Below are 20,529 nucleotides of genomic sequence, written 5' to 3'. Positions count from 1 at the left end.
CGTTCGATCTAACCTGTTCTGCAAACATATTTACAGAACAGGGAGTTGCACCCGGCCACCTCTTCTAATTGGCCCCCGTCTTGCGTTGTGGACACGCAATTGGTTTTGGAGGGGCTGGTCATGCTCAACAGCATTAACCTGCTCAGGACATTGTCGTGTTTCGCTATCTTGATCTTCCACATACGGGAGTTCGTGCACGCTCATTCTGATACCGTACACCTCGCCTTCTCTGCCGCGCCCGGCTTCCACCTGTTCCTGGCAATCAGCGGCTTTATCCTTGTCTACATCACCCAGCCGCACGACACCCCCATGAACTTCATGCTCAAGCGGACGGTGCGAATCGTCCCGCTCTATTGGACTGCCACAACATTGGCTCTGGGCATGGCACTCCTGAAACCGTGGCTGTTCCAGGATGCGGACACCAGCCTGTCATCCATCATAAGCAGTTATCTCTTCCTGCCGCATTACGATCTTGGGGCTGACATCCAGCCAATCCTGTTTGTGGGATGGACGCTGGGCTATATAATGCTGTTCTATCTACTGTTCTCGCTCACGCTGTTCGTTCCCGAACAATATCAGATTCCAAGCGCTATCTTGATGACGCTTGGCGTCATCGCAGGCGCGCATCTTTTGCCAAATGGTGCGTATCGCGAATTCTATGGCGACCCCATTCTGGTGGAGTTTGCAATGGGGTGCATCATCGGCCTGATACTACGTCAGAGCCATGTTCAAGACTTTGTACGACGCACCCCCATGTGGCCTTTCGTTCTGATCGGACTTGCGGGGTTCGCACTTGCAATGAAGCTCGATTGGGAGGGGTGGGGCAAAATCGCTACCTATGCGCCGCCGAGCGCGTTGCTTGTCTTCGCCTGCGCGGGCCAGGACCTGTTCCGTCAGCCCCTCAAAAACAAGATGGTCTCAGTCGGTGGGCAAATCAGCTACGGTATCTTTCTGATCCACCCCCTGCTCATCTCGGTAGTGGGCGTGGCGGTTTTCAATATCACCGGAAATGATTGGGTAGCGACCGCACTGATGTTCGTGGTGATCATACCACTCACAACAGTGCTCGCTTATCTCAGCTTCCGGTATTTCGAAACGCCGTCGAACACTTGGCTGCGCCGTACTTTGCGCTTGTCCAACAAGCCGCCGAAATCCGTCCGGCAAGTGCAGATTCCCAGCCAGCCCGGTACGTAGGCGGGCGCCTGCTAGTCACTGGCCGCGGTTTCATCCCGCCGACGAGTTCTCGCGACGCCCGTGATGATCCCGAAACCAATCAGGATGATGGCGCCAACCCCGATCCAGACGGGCGGTGCACCGATCAGGTAGGCTGCATAGGCCAGACCCGAAATCAGGATCAGGAAACCGATAAGATAGAGTCCGAAGGACGACATTGTGCGCTCCAGTGCTGTTCATGCAACTGGAGACACAACGTCAGGATGTCTTGGCGGTTCCCGGGTGCGGCCGGCGCCGATCAGGCGTCCGCGTTTGCCTTGGCGGCGCGCTTGCGCTCGTGCGGGTCGAGATGAACCTTGCGCAGGCGGATATTCTCCGGCGTCACCTCGACCAATTCGTCGTCAGAGATATAGGCCAGCGACTTCTCAAGCGTCATTTGCAGAGGCGGTGTCAGGCGCACGGCATCATCTGTACCGGAGGCCCGCACGTTGGAGAGTTTCTTGCCCTTCAGCACGTTCACTTCCAGATCATTGTCACGATTATGCTCGCCAATGATCATGCCGCCATACACCTTGTCGCCCGGATGGATCATCATCGGGCCACGATCTTCGAGGTTCCAGAGCGCGAATGCCACTGCTTCGCCCTGGTCCATGGCGATCAGTACGCCTGTGTGACGACCCTGGATCTTGCCCTTGTGCGGCTGGTAGTCGTGGAACACGCGGTTCATGATGGCCGTACCGCGCGTATCAGACAACAACTCGCCCTGATACCCGATCAGCCCGCGCGTTGGTGCATGGAAGATCATGCGTGTACGCCCCACGCCGGATGGACGCATGTCCAGCATCTCGGCCTTGCGCTCAGACAGTTTCTGAACAACGGCGCCGGAATGCTCGTCGTCCACGTCGATCACGACTTCCTCAATCGGCTCAAGGCGCTCGCCATTCGGGCCTTCCTGCATCACAACCTGCGGACGCGACACGCCAAGCTCAAAGCCCTCGCGGCGCATGGTTTCGATCAGAACCGCCAGCTGCAGTTCGCCGCGGCCGGAAACGGTAAAGGCTTCGGCGTCCGTTGCGCGCTCCACTTTCAGCGCGACATTACCTTCGGCTTCTTTCAGCAGGCGATCCCAGATCATCCGGCTGGTGACTTTCGAACCTTCAGTGCCCGCCAGCGGAGAATCGTTCACGCGGAACGTCATGGAGATGGTCGGCGGGTCAATCGGCTGGGCGGCCATCGGCTCACTGACTGACGGATCACAGAACGTGTCGGCCACGTTCGCTTTGGTCGTTCCGGCAAGCGATACGATGTCACCTGCATTGCCTTCTTCCACCGGCACGCGCTCAAGGCCGCGGAAAGCCAGAACCTTCGAAACACGGCACTGTTCCACCAGTTCGCCATCGCGATTGAGGATCTTGATCGCCTGGTTCGGCTTCACAGAGCCAGAGGCAATACGGCCCGTCAGAATGCGGCCAAGGAACGGGTCAGACGAGATGGTCGTCGCGAGGAAGCGGAACGGCCCCTCTTCCACCTTTGGCACCGGCACGTGATTGACCACCATTTCGAACAGCGAATCCATGCTGTCGGTCGGGTTCTCGTAATCCGTGCTCATCCAGCCCTGCTTGGCTGAACCGTAGAGAATCGGGAAATCGAGTTGCTCGTCGGTCGCGTCCAGGTTCGCAAACAGGTCGAACACTTCATTGATCACTTCATCCGGGCGACGCTCAGGCTTGTCGATCTTGTTGACAGCCACGATGGGACGCAGGCCAACCTTCAGCGCCTTGGACACAACAAATTTCGTCTGCGGCATCGGGCCTTCAGCGGCATCAACCAGCACGATGGCACCGTCCACCATGTCCAGGATCCGCTCCACCTCGCCGCCGAAATCAGCGTGTCCGGGCGTATCCACGATGTTGATGCGGTAGTCTTTCCACTCAACCGAAGTCGTCTTGGCGAGAATCGTGATTCCGCGCTCTTTTTCCAGATCGTTGGAATCCATCATGCGTTCGGCGGTCTTTTCGTTCTCGCGGAACGTGCCGGATTGCTTCAGCAATTCATCGACGAGCGTGGTCTTGCCGTGGTCAACGTGGGCAATAATCGCGATGTTGCGCATTTTCTCGATAGGCGTGGACATGAAGGATATGCTTTCGGGAGGGAGGCTGTTTTGCCGCGCACATACACGGGCCCGCCGCAATTGGCTATGCTTTGTTGTCAGGCACCCCCTGCCGCGGCGCACCGCATTTACAAACGGACCATCAGACGGCAAGTCAGCTCGGCAAAGTGAGGACCCTCCATGACCAATTCCAATGACATGCCCCTTGCCGCCAATCCCATCGACCGCGCCGCCCATCACCGCAAGGATGATGCCTGGCTCGATACGGCCTTCAAACGCGATGATGTGCTGGTATTGCTGCTGCGCAATGGCGACCCGTTCGCCGCAAAGGATGGCGGTCTGGTCTGGATGGGGCCGGAAATCGAGCAGGTCTCACCGGGGTCCCCGCGTATTTTCCTCGGTGAAGACAAGAACGGAACGCCGATTTTTGCGGTGAATTTGCCGTCCAAATTCGATCTGGAAAGCTCCCTCATTGCTGGCGCAGGCGAATTCATCGAGTTTCGGGCTGCCGCTGGCCGCATGAGCCCGCTGGAGGCAAATTGCGCCTCCACGGCGCGCAGCATCTTCCTGTGGCATGGCTCGCACGGCTTCTGCGCGAAATGCGGTGCCGGCACGGCCATTGTGGAAGGCGGCTGGAAACGCGAATGCCCGGCCTGCGGCACCGAACATTTCCCACGCACAGATCCGGTTGCCATCATGCTGGCGGTGAAAGGCGAAAAATGCCTGGTCGGACGACAGGCAAACTGGCCCGCCGGCTTTGTTTCGAGCCTGGCAGGCTTCTGCGAACCTGGCGAAACCATCGAACAGGCTGCTGCGCGCGAACTGGAAGAGGAAGCCGGCATCGTTTGCAACCCCGCGAGCGCCGAATATGTTGCCTGCCAGCCTTGGCCATTTCCCTCATCCCTCATGGTCGGCCTCATTCTGGAAGCGGACTCCGAGGAAATCACCATCGACCCGTCCGAACTGGAATCGGCGGAATGGATCAGCCGGGACGATGTGAAACAGATGCTCGCCGGAACGCATCCGCGCCTCTTCTGCCCGCCCCCGATGGCCATCGCGCATCACTTGCTGAAGACCTGGGCTGAGCGCGGCTGACACGCTCATCTGACCTCCGACTATCCCCTCACTGAGCTCCACAAAACTGGAGTTGATTTTCCTCGAATCAATCTAGTCTGAAAGTTGCCATTTACAGGAGACCCGACATGGCAACGACAACCTTGAAGAAACCAGCGAAAAAGGCTGAACCCAAGAAGGCCGCAGTAAAGAAGGCCACGGCGAAAAAGGCCGCCCCGAAGACTGTCGCCAAACCTGCTGCAAAGAAGACTACAAAGCCTGCAGCAAAGAAGGCCGCGGTGAAACCAGCCGCAAAAAAGGCTACCGCCCCGAAGGCTGCAGCAGCCGCCAAAAAGCCAGCTGCCAAAGCAGCGAAAGCGGCCAAGCCGGCAGCAAAGAAGACGACCGCAAAGAAGAAATAGGCTTGCGGCCATCAGTGTCAGGAACGGGCGGGCCCTCCGCCCGTTTTTTAATGCCCAACTACAGCGCATGAAAAACCCCCGCATCGCCTGGATGCGGGGGCGCTGGCAGACCGGCGGCAAACGGCATCGAGTGCCCTCCGGATTGCGCAGACTGAACTGATCACGGGCCGGTCTGTCCCCCCAAAGATCCTAAGCACAGCCTACCGGAATATTGTGGCATTTCTTTTCGCACCGCGTTTACCGGGCGTTTTTCTCCCGCGCCTCAGGCGACTCCCGGGGAAGTCGGAAAATGCCTGCAAATCCCGAGGCTTGGCGGCTATCCCATTTGCCGACTGGCCATCGGTATCAACCGACATCAGATTAACCAATGAGTCGCGCGGCCTCATTCATTAATCGCCGCCCACTCTGAATTGGCCTTTTCGATAAAGCCCGGAATATCCGCGTCCCACTTTTTCTGGATGTTCTTGTTGTAGTTCAGATAGAGCTTGCCATCGACAATCTTCCAATATCGCGCATCTCCCTTGGCGTGCTTACCATCTGCCATCGCCCAGGCACAGTAACCGCCATACTGGGGTGCGTAGGCTTCAGGATCTGCAAGGAACGCATCCCGGTTGTCCGCGCTGGCGAACTTGAACTGGGCGCCCATATACTCCGTCGTGAATTCATCCCGCCCCTTCACCGGCTTTCCTTCGGCGAAATAGGCGACGGGGTCATGGCCCTGAAGCGCTGTATTTGAGAACACGCCAGTATAGATTGGCGGTTCGGCATAAGCAGCCGGAGCAGTCACCAGCATTGGCGCGCCTGCGACCGTGGCCGCGATGATCATGGCACGTAGTTTCATGGAAAACCTCCTGTAGTGCGTTTGGCCATCACGCCGTGTCAGATCCGGTCGAAAGGCCGGGCAGTATGGCCCGACCAATACCGGTCACGATCGAGATGAGCGTCTTGCGATGAAAAACGAGATAGGCAATCGAGGCCAGCCAGACAGTGACGGCCATGGCGAACAAGCCGCCGCCATCATTGTTCGGATCAATGCCCAGCGGCGTAAACAGATGAAAACTGACGGCGCCTGACATGACGGCAACGGCAATCAATGCCCCAAGCGTCTGAAGCCGGCGAAGCACGGGCACAATTCCGAGCAGCAACAAGACCGACGCCACCAGCTCGGCAGTCCCGATCACATATTGGCTGAACAGGCCTGTCTGCGTGAAAAGCCCGCTCGCGCCGAAACTTGCGGCCCACCCATCCAGCTTACCGAAAATGACCTGCGTTTCCGGCGCATTTGTGAATTTGAAGCGCAGACTGTCCAGAAACACGGCGCCCGCAATTAATGCGTAGGCGACCGGCGCGTATTTTTTGACCAAACCAGACATTGTGCGTCCTCCCTTTGAGGCGGAGGTTGTCCCACGCTTCCTGCTCTCTTTCAAAACAATGGGGTGTGAGCCCTGCCCACTTTTATGTGAGCAGGCGCACGAAATTTCGTGAATTTTCGCCCTGCCCTCGCGAATCTCGATGGGCGTCCCTAAATAGGGTTCTGTCATGCCGGGAGGGGTCAGATGGACCGTATCGACGCAATGCGCCTGTTCGTTCGCGTAGCTGAAGCGGGCAATTTCTCCAAAGCCGCCACAGCGCTCGGAGTTGGGCAACCAACCGTCTCGCGCCGCATCCAGGACCTGGAAGCGCAGCTGGACGTTACGCTGTTCCAGCGCACCACGCGCGCGCTCAGCCTGACCGAAGCCGGAGAGCGCTTCTACCGCCGCGCGATCGAACTGATCTCTGATTACGAAGCCGCCGAAGCCGAGGCACGCGGCCTTCAGCATGAACCCGTCGGATTGCTGCGAATTTCCTGTTCGAACTCATTTGCCCGCCGGATCATCCTGCCAGCCATTCCGCCCTTTCTCGAAAAATATCCGCGTATCCGGTTCGACATTATCTCCGACGACGCCCTGACGGATCTGGTGGAGGAAGCCATCGATCTGGCGTTTCGCTTTGGCCACCTGCGGGACTCGCGCCTGATGATGCGGAAACTGGCCGAGTCTCCCCGCTCACTCTGGGCCTCGCCTGATTATCTCGCAAAACGCGGTACACCGCAGACACCGTCCGATCTGGAACAGCATGATGCGGTTCTGTTCAGAAAAGGCCTCTACTCCGACTGGACCCTCAGGCGGGGCGAGGAATCCGTCACGGTTCGCGTCGATGGGCCATTCGCGGCGTCAGGCGGCGACAATCTGCTACAAGCGGCACAAGCGGGGCTCGGTATCCTGCTGGCGCCGAACTGGCTCGTCGCGGACTGCGTCAATGACGGTCAGCTTGTGCCGATCCTGCCGGACTGGGAACTGGATCGTCTGCCCATAAACTGCGTCTGGACCGCCGGTCGCTTGCGCGGAAAGACGAAGCTCTTCGCCGATCATGTGACCGATATTCTCAAGGACGCAATCGACCAGTGCTAATCGGCGATGTGTTCGGTGCTCGGGAACACGCCCAGGATTTTCAGCGATTGCGAGAAAAAGCCCAGCTCTTCGAGCGCAAGTTGCACATGCCGCTCGTCCGGATGACCCTCGATCTCTGCATAGAACAGCGTCGCCGTGAATGAGCCGCCAACCATATAGCTTTCCAGCTTGGTCATGTTGATGCCGTTCGTCGCGAACCCACCCATTACCTTGTAAAGCGCCGCTGGAATGTTGCGGACCTCGAACATGAACGCCGTCTTGGCGGGGCCATCCTGCGCTTCAATGTCGGAATGCTCCTTCGACATGATGATGAAGCGGGTGGTGTTGTGAGCAGCGTCTTCAATGTCCTCGGCGAGGATTTCGAGCCCATACACCTCTGCCGCAAGTCTTGGCGCAATGGCCGCAATAGATGGATCACCAAGCTCGGCAACCTCTCGCGCGGCGCCGGCGGTATCCGCTGCTGTGACCGAATCAATGCCGTGCGCGCGCAGGAAATTGCGGCACTGGCCAAGCCCCATGATGTGGGAGCGGGCCTTTTTCACAGCCTCCAGTTTCGTGCCCTTCAGGGCCATCAGCTGGAACCGGATCGGCAGGTAATACTCGGCGACAATCTGCAATTCGGTATTGGGCAGCAGGTAGTGGATATCGCCCACACGGCCAGCAATCGTGTTTTCGACCGGAATCATCGCCAATTCAGCCTCACCACGCTCCACAGCAGCAAAACAGTCCTCGAACGTGCGGCATGGCAACGGTTCGAGATCCGGATAGGCATCATTGCAAGCGATGTGAGAGTTTGCGCCAGGTTCACCCTGGTACGCGATTTTGCCGGTCATGGGTTGGAGGCCCCTTTTCGTGGATTTAATGTGCGTCGGATCGCCGCGACGAAAGGGGGAAGCCCCTATGACGCACACCCTTTATATTGTCTGCTTCCCGTTAGCGTGCCAATAAGCCCGCGCCAAGACGTATGACCAGACAGATTCGAAGGAATACCTCCATGGGAGAACTCGGTCTCAACAAGATTTTCGGTGCGCTGATTGCGACGGCACTCGGAGTCTTCGCCCTGCAGACGCTATCCAGCATCGTGTTCAGCCATGGAAGCGATGGCGGCCATCACGGCGAAGAGCACGCCGAACCGGCCTCGATGTCAGAAAAAATGTGTGAGCAATTTGCATATTGTGTCGAAGTTGCAGATGCAGGCGGCTCCGGCGGCGAAGAGGAAGAGGTATTCGACCTCGGCCTGCTGCTCGCAAATGCTGACGTTGCCCGCGGCGAACGCACCTTCAAAGGCAAGTGCACCACCTGCCACACCATCGACCAGGGCGGCGCCAACGGCACCGGCCCGAACCTTTACAACACGGTCGGCGCTGAAAAAGCCCACCATGATGGTTTTGCCTACTCCGCTGCCCTTTCCGGCATGGACGGAGAATGGACCTATGAGGCGCTCAATGAGTGGCTCTACAATCCAGCCGGCTACGCCCGCGGCACAACAATGTCGTTCGCTGGCCTGCGCCGCGATGACGACCGCATCAACGTGATCGCCTATCTGGCCTCTTACACCGACAACCCTCCTGCCTTCCCCGAGCCGCTTCCGGCTGAGGGCGAAGAGACGGCTGAAGGCGATGCCGTAGACGCCGCGCTGCCCGTAGACGGTGTGGACGACATGGATAACCCGACGCTTGCGACGGGCGAAGTTGAAACGGTTGACTCCGTTGATGGCACCGGCCCGAATGACGGCGATGTTGGCGAAACCGTCACCATTCCTGATGAAGTTGCCGAGGCCGTCGAAGAAAGCGCTGATGCAGCAACCGAGACAGCTGAAGACGCTTTTGAAGAAATTGCACCGACAGAGACTGAAGAAGAAGACGAATAAGACCGTCTTCTGCGCTACTGGCTGGACAACCAGTCAGGCTGGCGCCGTCTTTCAGCAGAAACGTCTATGCGCCGGGCCCCAATGGGCTCGGCGTAATAGTTTGCGATACGGGTCACGGCAGATTCCAGCGGCTCGACCGCCACGGCCATGTGCCACGCATTGGCATGCAGCAAATGCTCGCTATCGGTCATGATCCCGACATGGCCTTTCCAGAAGAACAGATCACCGCGCCGCAGGGCATTTGGCGCGCGCCAGTCGGGGATGCCCTGCCCGCTCCATTCATATTGCATGTCGCTGTCACGCGGCAGCATGATTCCCACGGCCTCGAAGGCCTGCTGGGTCAGTCCCGTGCAATCAATCCCGAGGCTTTCGCGTCCGCCCCATAAGTAAGGCGCGCCAAGAAATCGCTCGGCTTCCGCCACCGGATCATCTTGAAGGGCTCCGACAGGAGCCACATGGCGCTTGTGCACCCATCCACCGCGATCGGAATGGAGCCAATCCCCTTCCGTCCCGCTGACACACAGCCGTGCGCCCTGGCTCAACAGGAAGTGCGGGGCCGATTTGAGATCGGGTTCGCTATAGCAATGCGTGCGCGGCGAGATAATCTTGTGGGTAACTGGCAAGGTCGGTGCAGACAGCGCCTCCATCAGCACCCATCCGCAATATCGGTCGCGGCGACACTGCGCATAGCCAAACTCGCCTTCCTCGCGGAACACGTCGACGATTTCCCCGTGCAGGGCCTGCGTTTCCAGTCGGGCATCCGGCTGAGGTGCCTGGCGTACGGCGACCACGCCTGCAGTCACCTGATAAGCTGTTGCTTCGCCGTCGGGTCGCTTCAGTCTCTTGTCGTCAAATGTCGGCATGCCTGTTCCCGAATACGGGCGCGTCAGGCAGCAGCATTTGTGTTCCCGCGATGCTTCGGCGCCATTTGCTGATCATCCTTGCCAGATGCTGCCGCAAGAACAAGGCCAGAGAATGTCCGCAAATACGCCATACCGGCCGGTGTGCGCTCAATAAAGATATTGCGGAGATCGGTGTCGTCCTTGATGCGGCGGATGAAGTCCAGACGCGACAGGGCGTCCAGCGCCCGGGTAACGGCTGGCTTGGCAATGTTGAGGTGTTCAGCGAGCCCTCGCACCGTGTGCGGGCCGGGCGTCAGCGCGATGGTCATCAGAATGGCCTGCTGACGCGCTGTCAGGTCCGGCGCATCAGACCGGACAGACGCCGTTACAGCGCGTCGCCACAATTCCAGTCCTTCACGCTCCGACAATGCCATTTCATTTTCCTTGTTGTTCGCCTTTGTGGAGAATCTCAGGTGATTTGCAGACTCCGTCTAGAGGCGTTCTCGGGGAAAGCTGACGACAGAGGCCTTCACATTCAGGGCAAAACACACGACATTGCGGCCATGGCCCACGCAGACACACCTCTTCACGCGAATACGCCCTGCAGCCCGCAGGATGTGGACGCTTTCCTGAACGAAGCAGAGACGCTGGTTGCGCGTCGCGGACTGAAAATGACGCGAATTCGCCGCAAGGTGCTCCGGCTGCTCCTGGAAAGCCCGGAACCGGCGAAAGCGTATGATTTGCTGGACAATCTGGACGGAGAAGGCTCTGCCAAACCGCCAACCATCTACCGCGCGCTTGATTTCCTTCAGGAAACCGGTCTCGCCCACAAGATCGAAAGCCTGAACGCCTATGTGGCCTGTGGCCATGCCAGCCACAATCATTCAGCCGTGTTCCTGATCTGCAATTCCTGCAACGCCGCAGAAGAGCTGCACGCAACCTCGACCAACAAGGCCCTGCGCGCCGAAACCGAAGCGGCCGGCTTCACCATGACGCGCGCCGTGATCGAAGTTCGCGGCACCTGCCGGGATTGCGCTGCATGATCACATTGTGGAGGGGGAGCTGCAATCAGTGGGATTGCGACGAGATGGGGCACATGAATGTGCGCGTCTATGTCGAGAAGCAGGTGGAAGGGCTCGCGGCATTCGCGCCCAGCCTTGGCATGCCGCACGCCTTCCGGGCGAATTCACCGTCGACCATTATTCCGGTAGACCAGCACATCCGCTTCGTGCGGGAGGTTCTGCCCGGCAGGCCGCTGACCATGAATGGCTGCGTTCTGGAAGCCGGCGAAGATGACGCGCTGATCTATCAAGAACTGCGCCACGGCGATGGCAGCCTGGCCGCCTGCATGCGAACACGTGTGCTGCATGTCGACACGACCATGCGCAAACCCTTCCCGTGGAGTTCCCGAACGCGGCAGGCCATTCCCGACGTTACAGATACCGCGCCAGAAGAATCCGCACCGCGCTCAATCGATATGTCAGCCCCCGGACTGCCTCACAGTGAGATCACGCTGGACCGCGTAAAGCAGGTCGGCGCACCATTGGCCGGGCGCGGCGCTGTGCCACCTCAGCATCTCGACGTGCATGGCCACATGTATCCCTATTGGATGCTGGGCCGCACATCGGATTCTGTTCCGAACATCCTTTACAATTGGCGCAAGAAGGTTGCCGAGTCCGCCGGGGATTTGCGCATGGGCGCTGCCGTTCTGGAATACCGGCTTCGGTATCATGACATGCCCGTGGCCGGGGATCTGTACGAACTCTACACATCATTCGGCGGAGCGCAGGGCAAGACGCACAACCTGATTCACTGGATGATGAATCCCGCCAACGGAAAGCCTTGGGCCACCATGCAGGCAACGGCGATCACGCTGGACCTTGACGCCCGCAAGGCCATCCCTGCTCCGCCGGACATGATCCGGGGGCTGAGCGAGATGGCCGCACCGGGGCTGGAAATCTAGGCTTCGCTGGCGATGATGTCCGCGATGGTCGGAATGTCTTTCAGGTTCAGGCCTGCAATATTGATCCGTCCGGAGTTCGGCATGTAAAGGCCGCTCTTTTCGCGCATCGCCGTAATCCCGTCCTTGGACAAGGGCAACTGGCTGAACATGCCGTTCTGGTTTGCCACTGCGCCGAGGCGGTTGGACCCGGTCTTCTCGACCAGCGCGTCCGCAAGCGCCTTGCGCAGGGAAATCATCCGCTCGCGCATCTGGGTCAGCTCGGCTTCCCACTCTGCGCGCAGTTCAGCATTGTTCAGGATAGTGGCCACGATGGCCGCGCCATGTGCCGGCGGCATGGAATAGCTGGCCCGGGCGAGCGCCGCCACATGCGTCGACGCGGCTGCGATGCCTTCGGCCGTTTCTCCCACCGCGAGGAAACACCCGGCTCGCTCACGATAGAGCCCGAAATTCTTTGAACAGGAATAGGAGATCAGCGCCTCGCCGGCCGCATCGATGAAGGCACGCACGCCCTTCACGTCCTCATCCAGCCCTTTGGCGAAGCCGTGATAGGCAACGTCCAACATCGCGAACAGGCCCTTCTTCTTCACCAGTTCGCCAACGGCTTTCCAGTCATCCACCGTCAGGTCGATGCCGGTCGGGTTGTGGCAAGGCCCCTGAATAATGATGCCATCGCCGCGCTCAGCCTTGTCGATTCCGGCCATCATGGCCGCAAGGTCCAGCTCGCCCGTTTCCGGATCGGCATAGGGATATTCCGCCACGTCAAGACCCATGAAGCGCACGACATTCGGATGGTTTGGCCAGGTCGGGTTCGACACCCAGACGGTTTTGACGCCCATACGGCTCATCAGGCCCGTACCGAGGAAAAGCGCGCCACAGCCGCCCGGCGCGGTGAAGGACAATGTGCGCCCTTCTGTAATGGCGGCTGCGCCCTCCCCGAACACAAAGGCCTCAATGGCAGCGCAATAGTCCGGATTGCCGCGCGGGCCTTCGTACACTTTGGTGGTCTGGGATTCGAGGATCAGCGCTTCGGCCTTGGCGACCGCAGACATGACCGGCGTTTCGCCCTCATCATTCTTGTAGACACCAACACCTAGGTCGAATTTTTCCGCGCGCATATCTTCGCGATAAGCAGCCATCAGGCCCAGCAGCGCGTCTGCGGGCATCGGAGTCAGGGTCGAGAATTGTGACATGTCGGAGGTCCGTTCTTCTGGGAAGTCGCGGCGGACCCTATGCATTTGCCGACGTCACGGCAACCGCCTCAACGGGAACCGATTGTCGCGCAGCGGCTTTTATTGTCAGACGCGGAAAGGACCGGAATGACTGACCATGCCAATACAGCGATCGAATGGCTCATGCGCGCAGGCTATGGCGCGCGTGGTGTGGTCTACCTGATCGTTGGCGGCCTGGCATTCTTTGCGGCGCTGAATGGCGGCGAGGCCGAAGGCACGTCTGGCGCGCTGAATTTCCTGATCCGCCAGCCATTGGGATCTATCCTGTTGGGGGTCACGGCGGCCGGGCTTTTCGCCTACACGCTCTGGCGGCTTGTGGATGGTGTGCTCGACCTGGAGAATGAAGGCGACGATCTGGAGGGTTACGCCAATCGCGCCGGACAGATCATGTCTGGCCTGACCCATGCCGCACTCGGCATCTCGGCGATCATCATCCTCATGAAAGGCGCGCAGGCGAGCGGCGGAGATTCCTCGGCCGAGAATTGGAGCGCCACGCTGATGCAGCATCCCGCAGGACGCCTCATTGTGATCGCTGCCGGTATCACCACGCTTAGCGTCGCCATCTACCTCTTCATCAAATCCTGGAAGGCCGCTTATCGGAAAGACATTGTCCGCAAGGGGATGGCCCCGAAGCTGGAGCCCGCCGTGCGCTTCGGCCTCGCTGCGCACGGCTTCGTCCTGCTCATCGTCGGAGGACTGATCCTGTGGGCAGGCATTTCGGCCAACCCGGAACGTGCAGCAGGGCTCGGCGAAGCGCTTCGCATATTGGAAACCCAAGCCTTTGGGCGCATCCTGCTGGCCCTTGCCGGAGCAGGACTGGCGGGATTTGCCGTCTATTGCTTCGTGATGGCGCGCTATCGCATCGTGCCGCGGCTGGCAGGCGACACGCTCAAGACGCTCGCCTCACCTACCAGCTAGGCTCCGCATTATTCGACGAGTGTTGCTTCGGTCTTGGATTTCACCTCATCCAACGTCACGCCGGGCGCGAGTTCGACGACTTTCAGACCCCCTTCAACCACATCCATGACGCAGAGATCGGTGATGATCCGGTCGATCACGCCCAGCCCTGTCAGCGGAAGTGTGCATTCTTTCAGCACCTTGGACTCGCCGCGCTTGTTGGCGTGGTCGGTCACCACAACAACCCGGCCCACTCCGGCGACAAGGTCCATTGCGCCGCCCATGCCTTTGACGAGCTTTCCGGGGATCATCCAGTTTGCGAGATCGCCATTCTCGGCCACTTCCATCGCGCCAAGGATCGCCATCGCAATCTTGCCACCCCGGATCATGCCAAAACTGGTCGCGCTGTCGAAGTAGACAGACTGCGGAAGCTCCGTAATCGTCTGCTTGCCAGCATTGATCAAATCGGCATCTTCATCGCCCTCGAATGGGAACGGCCCCATGCCCAGCATGCCGTTCTCGGATTGCAGCGTGACGTTCACACCCTCCGGAATGTGGTTTGCCACCAGCGTTGGAATGCCGATGCCGAGATTCACATACATGCCGTCTTCAAGTTCCTGCGCGGCCCGCGCCGCCATCTGATCGCGATCCCAGGGCATCAGGCACTCTCCTTCTTGCGGACAGTCCGCTGTTCAATTCGCTTTTCGAACTCGCCCTGCACCAAGCGGTGCACGTAGATGCCCGGCAGGTGGATCGCATCAGGGTCCAGTTCACCAGGCTCCACAATCTCTTCGACTTCCATGACGCAGACCTTGCCACAAGTCGCGGCGGGCAGGTTGAAGTTGCGGGCCGTCTTGCGGAAGATCGCATTGCCAGTCGTGTCGGCCTTCCAGGCTTTCACGATGGCGAGGTCTGCGAAGATCCCCTCTTCCAGGATATAGGTCTCGCCATTGAAGACCTTCTCTTCCTTGCCTTCGGCCACCAGCGTGCCAACACCGGTCTTTGTGTAGAAGCCCGGAATGCCAGCGCCACCGGCGCGCATGCGCTCGGCCAGCGTGCCCTGCGGGTTGAACTCCAGCTCCAGTTCGCCGGAAAGATATTGCTGCATGAACAGATCATTCTCGCCCACATAGGACGAGCACATTTTCTTGATCTGCTTTGTCTGCAACAGAAGGCCGAGGCCGAAATCGTCCACGCCGGCATTGTTGGAATAAACCGTCAGATCCTTCGTTCCAGCGTCCCGGATCGCTGCAATGGACAGTTCCGGAATGCCGCACAGGCCGAAGCCTCCAGCGGCAATCGTCATGCCATCAAACAATACGCCATCCAGCGCGTCTGCGGCCGTCTTGTATATCTTGCTCGCCATGAAGTGCGGGCCTCCCCTTGGTCATGCTGCGGTGCAGCAGACGTTCTAGACCTGCTCGACGGTTTGTTCAATCGCTCCGAAGATCGAATGGCCCGATTTGTCGAACATCTCGATCCGAACCGTATCGCCGGGGGACATGAAGGGTGTCTTGAAGTCTCCGGTGGCGATCTTCTCGATCATGCGGATTTCGGCGATGCAGGAATAGCCGAGACCACCCTCGCTGACAGGTTTTCCGGGGCCACCATCGGCGCCCTTGTTGGACACCGTACCGGAACCGATCACCGTGCCAGCCGTCAGGGGCCGCGTCTTGGCCGCATGTGCCACCAGACGCGCAAGGCTGAACGTGGCGTCTTCTGCGGCCTCGGCGCGGCCGAAAGGCTCGCCATTATGGTCCACGCGCAGCGGCAGGTGCACGAGGCTGTCTTTCCATGCGTCGCCCAGTTCGTCCGGCGTCACCGCAACCGGCGAGAACGCGCTCGGTGGCTTGGACTGGAAGAAGCCGAAGCCCTTGGCCAGTTCACCGGGGATCAGCCCGCGCAGGGACACGTCATTGCACAGCATGACCAGCTTGATGTGACCGGCGGCATCGGCCTCAGAGACGCCCATCGGCACGTCATCGGTGATGACCGCAATCTCCCCTTCCATGTCACAGCCCCATGCCATGTCACCCAGCGGAATCGCATCGCGCGGGCCCAGAAAGGCATCAGAGCCGCCCTGATACATCAGCGGATCATCATAAAAGCTTTCCGGCACTTCGGCGCCGCGCGCCTTGCGCACCAGTTCGACATGGTTGATATAGGCCGACCCGTCCGCCCACTGATAGGCACGCGGCAGCGGGCTTTCGCAATCATGCTCGTGGAAACGTGCGGTCGGCACGCTGCCAAGCTCCACCTGCTCGGCCAGCTGTTGCAGTTTCGGGGCGTAGACGTCCCATTTGTCCAGCGCCGCCTGCAGCGTTGGCGCTATGCCTGCCGCGTCGGTGTAGCGAGTCAGATCCTTCGAAACGACAACGAGACGCCCGTCACGGGCGCCATTCTTCAGTGTAGCGAGTTTCATGGTTCAGCTTTCGTCTGCGATTTTTTCGTGTAGCCAAGCCGCATGCCTCGGCGCTTTCTTTGTCGTGCTCCACTCGTCGATCATAGGCTGGGCAACGTCTTTCAACTGCTTCATCTGCTCTGGTGTGCCGATGTCGGCAGCGAGTTCGATGCGGTGGCCGTTCGGGTCGAAGAAGTAGATCGACTTGAAGATACCATGATGCGTCGGGCCCAGCACGTCGAGCCCCATGCCTTCAAGGTGTGCCTTGGTTTCCATCAACTCGTCCAGAGAGCCGACGCGGAACGCGATATGCTGCACCCATTGCGGTGTGTTCCGATCACGGTCCATATCCGGCTGGGTCGGTAGCTCGAAGAAGGCGAGCACGTTGCCATTTCCGGCATCCAGGAAGACATGCATGTACGGGTCATGCGCGCCGGTCGACGGCACTTTGTCCTCGGCGATGGCCAGCTGGAAATCCATGCCCAGCGCATCGCGATAGAACTCCACCGTCTCCTTCGCATCCTTGCAGCGATAGGCAACGTGGTGAACGCCTTTCAGGGGGGCGGGAGCAGTCATTACGCGTCCTCCTTTTCCTCGACCTTCAATGCACCTCGCTGGATTTGGTCACGTTCCATGCTTTCGAACAAGGCCTTGAAATTGCCTTCGCCAAAGCCGTCCTTGTAATCGCCCTTGCGCTGGATGAACTCGAAGAAGACAGGGCCGATCTGCGCTTGCGCAAAGATCTGCATCAGCAGGCGCGGTTCGCCGCCCTCGGTCGTTCCGTCCAGCAGCAGGCCGCGGGCCTTCAGGCCCTCAACGTCTTCGCCATGCCCTGGCAGGCGCTCATCCAGCATTTCGTAATACGTCGCCGGCGGCGCGGTCATGAAGGGCACGCCGCGCTCTTTCAGACGGTCATAGCAGGCATAGAGATCATCACAGATCAGCGCGATATGCTGGATGCCCTCGCCATTGTACTCGCGCAGGAATTCCTCGATCTGGCCCTTGCCGCCCTCGCCTTCCTCGTTCAGCGGAATGCGGATCTTTCCGTCCGGCGCCGTCAGCGCCTTGGAGGTCAGGCCGGTATACTCGCCCTTGATGTCGAAATAGCGGATTTCCTGGAAGTTGAAGAGCTTCTCGTAGAAGTCTGCCCAATACTTCATCCGCCCGCCATAAACATTGTGCGTCAGGTGATCGATCAGCTTGAAGCCAGCGCCTTCGGGGTGCTTGTCCACGCCCGGCAGGTATTCAAAGTCGATGTCGTAAATATCCAGATCGTCGCCATAGCGGTCGACCAGATAGATGATGGAATTGCCGATGCCACGAATGCCCGGAATGTGCAGCTCGCTCGGCCCGGTATTGACGTTCACGGGCTCGCCGCCCTGCGCCAGGAGATGCTGGTAGGCTTTGCGGGCATCGCGCACCCGAAAGCCCATGCCACAGGCGGAGGGGCCGTGCTCTCGCGCGAAATACCAAGCGGCAGAGCGCGGTTCGTAATTGGTGATCAGGTTGATGCCACCCTGACGCCACAGCTCAACATCCTTCGTGCGGTGACGGGCAATCCTGGTGAAGCCGATCATCTCGAATACCGGCTCCAGCACGCCTTTTTCCGGTGCGGAGAACTCAATGAACTCAAATCCGTCAAGGCCGGCGGGGTTCTCAAACAGGTCTGCCATATGCGCGCTCCAATCGTGATATCGGGATGAGTACTATTAGTTTCATATGTAACTAATTGACACGACGCGCGCAACCCTCAATCAATAGGACATGCCCGATTCCGATAATGTCTCTCTGCTTCGCCTGCGCGAATTCCTGCCCTACCGGCTGTCTGTCCTGTCGAACACGATCTCGACGCGGATTGCGGCGCTGTATGATCGCGAGTTTGGCCTGTCGATCTGGCAGTGGCGGGTCATGGCCGTCGTCGGCGACCGGCCCGGCATCAGCGCGACCGAGATCGGCCAGCTGACCGCGATGGACAAGGTTGCCGTCAGCCGAGCCATCGCTGCGATGATTCAGATGGGGTATCTGGAGCGCAAGACGTCCGAAACCGATGGCCGACGGTCCCAGCTCTTCCTCACGCCTGCAGGCAGGGACGTCTATGAACTCATTGTCCCAATCGCCCTGGCGGAAGAGCAGAAGCTGTCCGGCGCCCTGACCGAAGACGAGCAGCAGGAGCTTGAGCGCCTGATGGGCAAGCTGGCCGATGCCGCCTCCCCCGACCGGGAACTCTGGTAGTGCTCAGCCCAGCGGCCAGAAGATCGGAATGACGATCATGGCGGCCGCAAACATCACAAGGTTCAACGGCACACCGATCTTCAGGAAGTCCGAGAACCGGTATCCCCCTGCACTGTAGACCAGCGTATTCGTCTGATACCCGATAGGCGTGGCAAAGCTGGCGCTGGCAGCAAACATTACCGCCACAACAAAAGGGCGCGGATCAATACCAAGCTGTGCACCTAGCCCGATGGCGATTGGCGTCAGCAGGATCGCAGCGGCATTGTTGCTCATGATTTCGGTCAGGAAGGATGTGACGAGATACAGTACGGCCAGCACCGCGATCGGGCCAAACCCGGCGGTCACCTCTGCCAGATGCCCGACCAGAAGGCTTGCCGCGCCAGACTTCTCCATGGCCAGCCCCAGCGCCAACATGCCGAAAATCAGCATCAGGATGTCCCATCTGATCGCCCGGTAGGCTTCCTGATGGTCCAGGCAGCCAAGCGCAACCACCGCCGTTGCCGCAATCAGGGCCAGCGCCGCAATGGGCAGCACGCCCAGCGCCGCCAGCCCCATCACCGCTACCAGTGCCACCATCGCAATCGGAGCCTTGGCGCGCCGGATTGCCCGTTCGGTCGTCTCGGTCAGATTGTTGAGAATACCGTCATCGAACAATTGTCGCATCCCGCGCGCTGGCCCTTCAAGCAGGACCGTATCCCCGACATCAAATCGCATGTCCTGTGTGTTGGTGACATTCTCTCCGCGCCGATGAATGGCCAGCACGTAAACGCCATAAAGGCGCGCAAGGCCGAGGCCCGTCAGGGACCGCCCGATCAGGCGGGATTGCGGCCCGATCACGCCCTCCATGATCACGGTCTCGCTTGTCTGGATCGGCTCGAATGCCGGGCGGAGATCGCTGGCTGATGCGCCGATTGCGATGCTGCCGGCCTCCTTCAGGGTCAGGACTTCCGATACGGGCGAGCGCAAGACCACCCGGTCCCCTGCCTGGATAATCAGGTCACGCAATTCCGCCCGGAGGGACAGGCCATCGCGGAACACGTCGATCACCTTGAACCCTTTCTCGGCGCTAAATCCGGTCTCGGAAATGGCTTTGCCAATCAAGGGGGAACCGAGCGGGATCAGGATCTGCGCGAGGAAGCGCCGCTTCGTGGCATCCGGCAACATGTCGATCAATGACTCCCGCGTCGGAAGCAGGAAGCGCGACACGAGCCCCAGATAGGCCGCACCCACACATGCCAGAACAGCTCCAGCGGCGGTGATCTCGAACATGCCGAAGGGGGCGAGCCCTGCTTCCTGCGCCACGCCATCGACAAGGATGTTTGTCGACGTACCGATCAATGTTGTCGTACCGCCAAAGATCGCGGCGAAGGAAAGCGGGATCAGCAGTTTGGATGGCGCGACCCCCAAACTGCGCGCCAACTGAATCACGACCGGAATGAGGACGACGACAATCGGCGTATTATTCATGAACGCCGACAGAACCATCACGCCGCACATCATGGCCAGCATCGCGACAATCGGCGACGCACGCCCGGCCAGCCGCGTCACCATCCGCCCCGCCGCATCAATCACGCCTGTGCGCTCCAGCGCAGCAGACAGGACAAACATGGCCGCAATCGTGATTGGTGCCGGGTTGGAGAAGACTGCGAGCGTTTCCGGAACCGACAGAATGCCTGTCAGCAGCAAAGCGCCCATTGCCAGCAAGGCCACCACATCTGATGGCAGGATTTCCCGGATGAAGCCGAAAAACACAACCGCCACGAGCAACAGCACGATGGCGATCTCCACCCCCGGCAGAGCCAGGATATCAAGCGGCATGGGGTCAGCTCCAATGTCAACCGCGAACCTTTACACGCTTGCCGAATGTTCCACCACTGATCTTTTCTA

At 59.5% G+C, this 20,529-nt stretch carries 23 protein-coding genes; 9 read left to right on the top strand and 14 right to left on the bottom strand.

Annotated features, from left to right (window positions below; genetic code table 11):
* Positions 1-120 precede the first annotated feature (120 nt).
* Positions 121-1,194, top strand: a complete 1,074-nt coding sequence (locus tag HY36_RS08010; protein ID WP_081806100.1) for an acyltransferase family protein — start codon at positions 121-123, stop codon at positions 1,192-1,194.
* 11 nt (positions 1,195-1,205) lie between these two features.
* On the opposite strand, the gene HY36_RS08005 is transcribed toward HY36_RS08010, so the two are convergent.
* Together HY36_RS08005 and typA are read right to left on the bottom strand one after the other, a co-directional pair.
* Complete coding sequence (locus tag HY36_RS08005) at positions 1,206-1,391, bottom strand: hypothetical protein (protein WP_035550903.1); 186 nt, start codon at positions 1,389-1,391, stop codon at positions 1,206-1,208.
* Positions 1,392-1,471: 80 nt separating this feature from the next.
* Positions 1,472-3,304 (bottom strand): translational GTPase TypA, encoded by a 1,833-nt coding sequence (typA, locus tag HY36_RS08000; protein ID WP_035550901.1) that lies wholly within the window; start codon positions 3,302-3,304, stop codon positions 1,472-1,474.
* Between the two features lie 159 nt (positions 3,305-3,463).
* Here typA and nudC point away from each other — a divergent pair, with 159 nt between their 5' ends.
* Together nudC and HY36_RS07990 are read left to right on the top strand one after the other, a co-directional pair.
* Positions 3,464-4,378, top strand: coding sequence for an NAD(+) diphosphatase (gene nudC, locus HY36_RS07995; protein WP_051602628.1), 915 nt, complete (start codon positions 3,464-3,466; stop codon positions 4,376-4,378).
* 107 nt (positions 4,379-4,485) lie between these two features.
* A complete protein-coding gene (locus HY36_RS07990) occupies positions 4,486-4,758 on the top strand; it encodes a hypothetical protein (protein WP_051602627.1) in 273 nt (90 codons plus the stop codon).
* 382 nt (positions 4,759-5,140) lie between these two features.
* On the opposite strand, the gene HY36_RS07985 is transcribed toward HY36_RS07990, so the two are convergent.
* Together HY36_RS07985 and HY36_RS07980 are read right to left on the bottom strand one after the other, a co-directional pair.
* The gene (locus HY36_RS07985; RefSeq protein ID WP_035551330.1) at positions 5,141-5,551 is read right to left on the bottom strand and encodes a YHS domain-containing (seleno)protein; all 411 of its coding nucleotides are present in this window, start codon (positions 5,549-5,551) and stop codon (positions 5,141-5,143) included.
* A 76-nt stretch (positions 5,552-5,627) separates the two neighbouring features.
* Positions 5,628-6,131, bottom strand: coding sequence for a hypothetical protein (locus tag HY36_RS07980; RefSeq protein WP_051602626.1), 504 nt, complete (start codon positions 6,129-6,131; stop codon positions 5,628-5,630).
* 183 nt (positions 6,132-6,314) lie between these two features.
* Between HY36_RS07980 and HY36_RS07975 the strand changes: the two genes are divergently transcribed.
* Positions 6,315-7,208 carry a LysR family transcriptional regulator gene (locus HY36_RS07975; protein WP_035550900.1) on the top strand — a complete coding sequence of 298 codons (894 nt, stop codon included), beginning with the start codon at positions 6,315-6,317 and terminating at the stop codon, positions 7,206-7,208.
* Here HY36_RS07975 and HY36_RS07970 read toward each other — a convergent pair.
* Complete coding sequence (locus HY36_RS07970) at positions 7,205-8,041, bottom strand: prephenate dehydratase (RefSeq protein ID WP_035550898.1); 837 nt, start codon at positions 8,039-8,041, stop codon at positions 7,205-7,207. The genes HY36_RS07975 and HY36_RS07970 overlap by 4 nt on opposite strands.
* Positions 8,042-8,202: 161 nt before the next feature.
* Here HY36_RS07970 and HY36_RS07965 point away from each other — a divergent pair, with 161 nt between their 5' ends.
* Positions 8,203-9,078, top strand: coding sequence for a c-type cytochrome (locus HY36_RS07965; RefSeq protein WP_051602625.1), 876 nt, complete (start codon positions 8,203-8,205; stop codon positions 9,076-9,078).
* A gap of 14 nt (positions 9,079-9,092) precedes the next feature.
* Here the strand turns inward: HY36_RS07965 and HY36_RS07960 are convergent, their stop codons facing one another.
* Together HY36_RS07960 and HY36_RS07955 are read right to left on the bottom strand one after the other, a co-directional pair.
* Positions 9,093-9,941 carry an NlpC/P60 family protein gene (locus HY36_RS07960; RefSeq protein ID WP_035550895.1) on the bottom strand — a complete coding sequence of 283 codons (849 nt, stop codon included), beginning with the start codon at positions 9,939-9,941 and terminating at the stop codon, positions 9,093-9,095.
* A gap of 23 nt (positions 9,942-9,964) precedes the next feature.
* Positions 9,965-10,354: a MarR family transcriptional regulator gene (locus HY36_RS07955; RefSeq protein WP_051602624.1), complete on the bottom strand. Its 390-nt coding sequence runs from the start codon at positions 10,352-10,354 to the stop codon at positions 9,965-9,967.
* Between the two features lie 129 nt (positions 10,355-10,483).
* On the opposite strand from HY36_RS07955, the gene HY36_RS07950 reads away from it, so the two are divergent.
* Together HY36_RS07950 and HY36_RS07945 are read left to right on the top strand one after the other, a co-directional pair.
* Positions 10,484-10,963 (top strand): transcriptional repressor, encoded by a 480-nt coding sequence (locus HY36_RS07950; RefSeq protein WP_035550894.1) that lies wholly within the window; start codon positions 10,484-10,486, stop codon positions 10,961-10,963.
* Positions 10,960-11,883 (top strand): thioesterase family protein, encoded by a 924-nt coding sequence (locus tag HY36_RS07945; RefSeq protein WP_051602623.1) that lies wholly within the window; start codon positions 10,960-10,962, stop codon positions 11,881-11,883. The genes HY36_RS07950 and HY36_RS07945 overlap by 4 nt, the downstream gene beginning before the upstream one ends.
* Here the strand turns inward: HY36_RS07945 and HY36_RS07940 are convergent.
* Positions 11,880-13,073: an amino acid aminotransferase gene (locus HY36_RS07940; RefSeq protein ID WP_051602622.1), complete on the bottom strand. Its 1,194-nt coding sequence runs from the start codon at positions 13,071-13,073 to the stop codon at positions 11,880-11,882. The two genes, HY36_RS07945 and HY36_RS07940, sit on opposite strands and share 4 nt — an antisense overlap.
* A 126-nt stretch (positions 13,074-13,199) precedes the next feature.
* On the opposite strand from HY36_RS07940, the gene HY36_RS07935 reads away from it, so the two are divergent.
* Entirely contained in the window at positions 13,200-14,030 is an 831-nt protein-coding gene (locus tag HY36_RS07935) for a DUF1206 domain-containing protein (protein WP_035550892.1), read from the top strand.
* Positions 14,031-14,038: 8 nt separating this feature from the next.
* On the opposite strand, the gene HY36_RS07930 is transcribed toward HY36_RS07935, so the two are convergent.
* Genes HY36_RS07930 through hppD form a run of 5 tightly spaced genes read right to left on the bottom strand, consistent with a single transcriptional unit; the run spans position 14,039 to position 18,083 of the window.
* Positions 14,039-14,668 carry a 3-oxoacid CoA-transferase subunit B gene (locus HY36_RS07930; RefSeq protein WP_035550889.1) on the bottom strand — a complete coding sequence of 210 codons (630 nt, stop codon included), beginning with the start codon at positions 14,666-14,668 and terminating at the stop codon, positions 14,039-14,041.
* Complete coding sequence (locus HY36_RS07925; RefSeq protein ID WP_035550886.1) at positions 14,668-15,375, bottom strand: CoA transferase subunit A; 708 nt, start codon at positions 15,373-15,375, stop codon at positions 14,668-14,670. Before HY36_RS07925 ends, HY36_RS07930 begins: the two co-directional genes overlap by 1 nt.
* A gap of 45 nt (positions 15,376-15,420) precedes the next feature.
* On the bottom strand, positions 15,421-16,431 hold the full coding sequence (locus tag HY36_RS07920; protein WP_035550884.1) for a fumarylacetoacetate hydrolase family protein: 1,011 nt from the start codon (positions 16,429-16,431) through the stop codon (positions 15,421-15,423).
* Between the two features lie 3 nt (positions 16,432-16,434).
* The gene (locus HY36_RS07915; protein WP_035550882.1) at positions 16,435-16,986 is read right to left on the bottom strand and encodes a VOC family protein; all 552 of its coding nucleotides are present in this window, start codon (positions 16,984-16,986) and stop codon (positions 16,435-16,437) included.
* Complete coding sequence (hppD, locus tag HY36_RS07910) at positions 16,986-18,083, bottom strand: 4-hydroxyphenylpyruvate dioxygenase (RefSeq protein ID WP_035550879.1); 1,098 nt, start codon at positions 18,081-18,083, stop codon at positions 16,986-16,988. The genes HY36_RS07915 and hppD overlap by 1 nt, the downstream gene beginning before the upstream one ends.
* 91 nt (positions 18,084-18,174) lie before the next feature.
* On the opposite strand from hppD, the gene HY36_RS07905 reads away from it, so the two are divergent.
* On the top strand, positions 18,175-18,642 hold the full coding sequence (locus HY36_RS07905) for a MarR family winged helix-turn-helix transcriptional regulator (RefSeq protein WP_035550876.1): 468 nt from the start codon (positions 18,175-18,177) through the stop codon (positions 18,640-18,642).
* A gap of 3 nt (positions 18,643-18,645) precedes the next feature.
* Here the strand turns inward: HY36_RS07905 and HY36_RS07900 are convergent, their stop codons facing one another.
* Entirely contained in the window at positions 18,646-20,460 is a 1,815-nt protein-coding gene (locus HY36_RS07900) for an SLC13 family permease (RefSeq protein WP_035550873.1), read from the bottom strand.
* Between the last annotated feature and the right edge of the window lie 69 nt (positions 20,461-20,529).

It is taken from the genome of Hyphomonas atlantica corrig., from assembly GCF_000682715.1.
GTDB classification, from domain to species: Bacteria; Pseudomonadota; Alphaproteobacteria; order Caulobacterales; family Hyphomonadaceae; genus Hyphomonas; species Hyphomonas atlantica.
The sequence above is the reverse complement of the archived record's forward strand: the minus strand, read 5'-3'. Positions and strand labels throughout refer to the sequence as shown.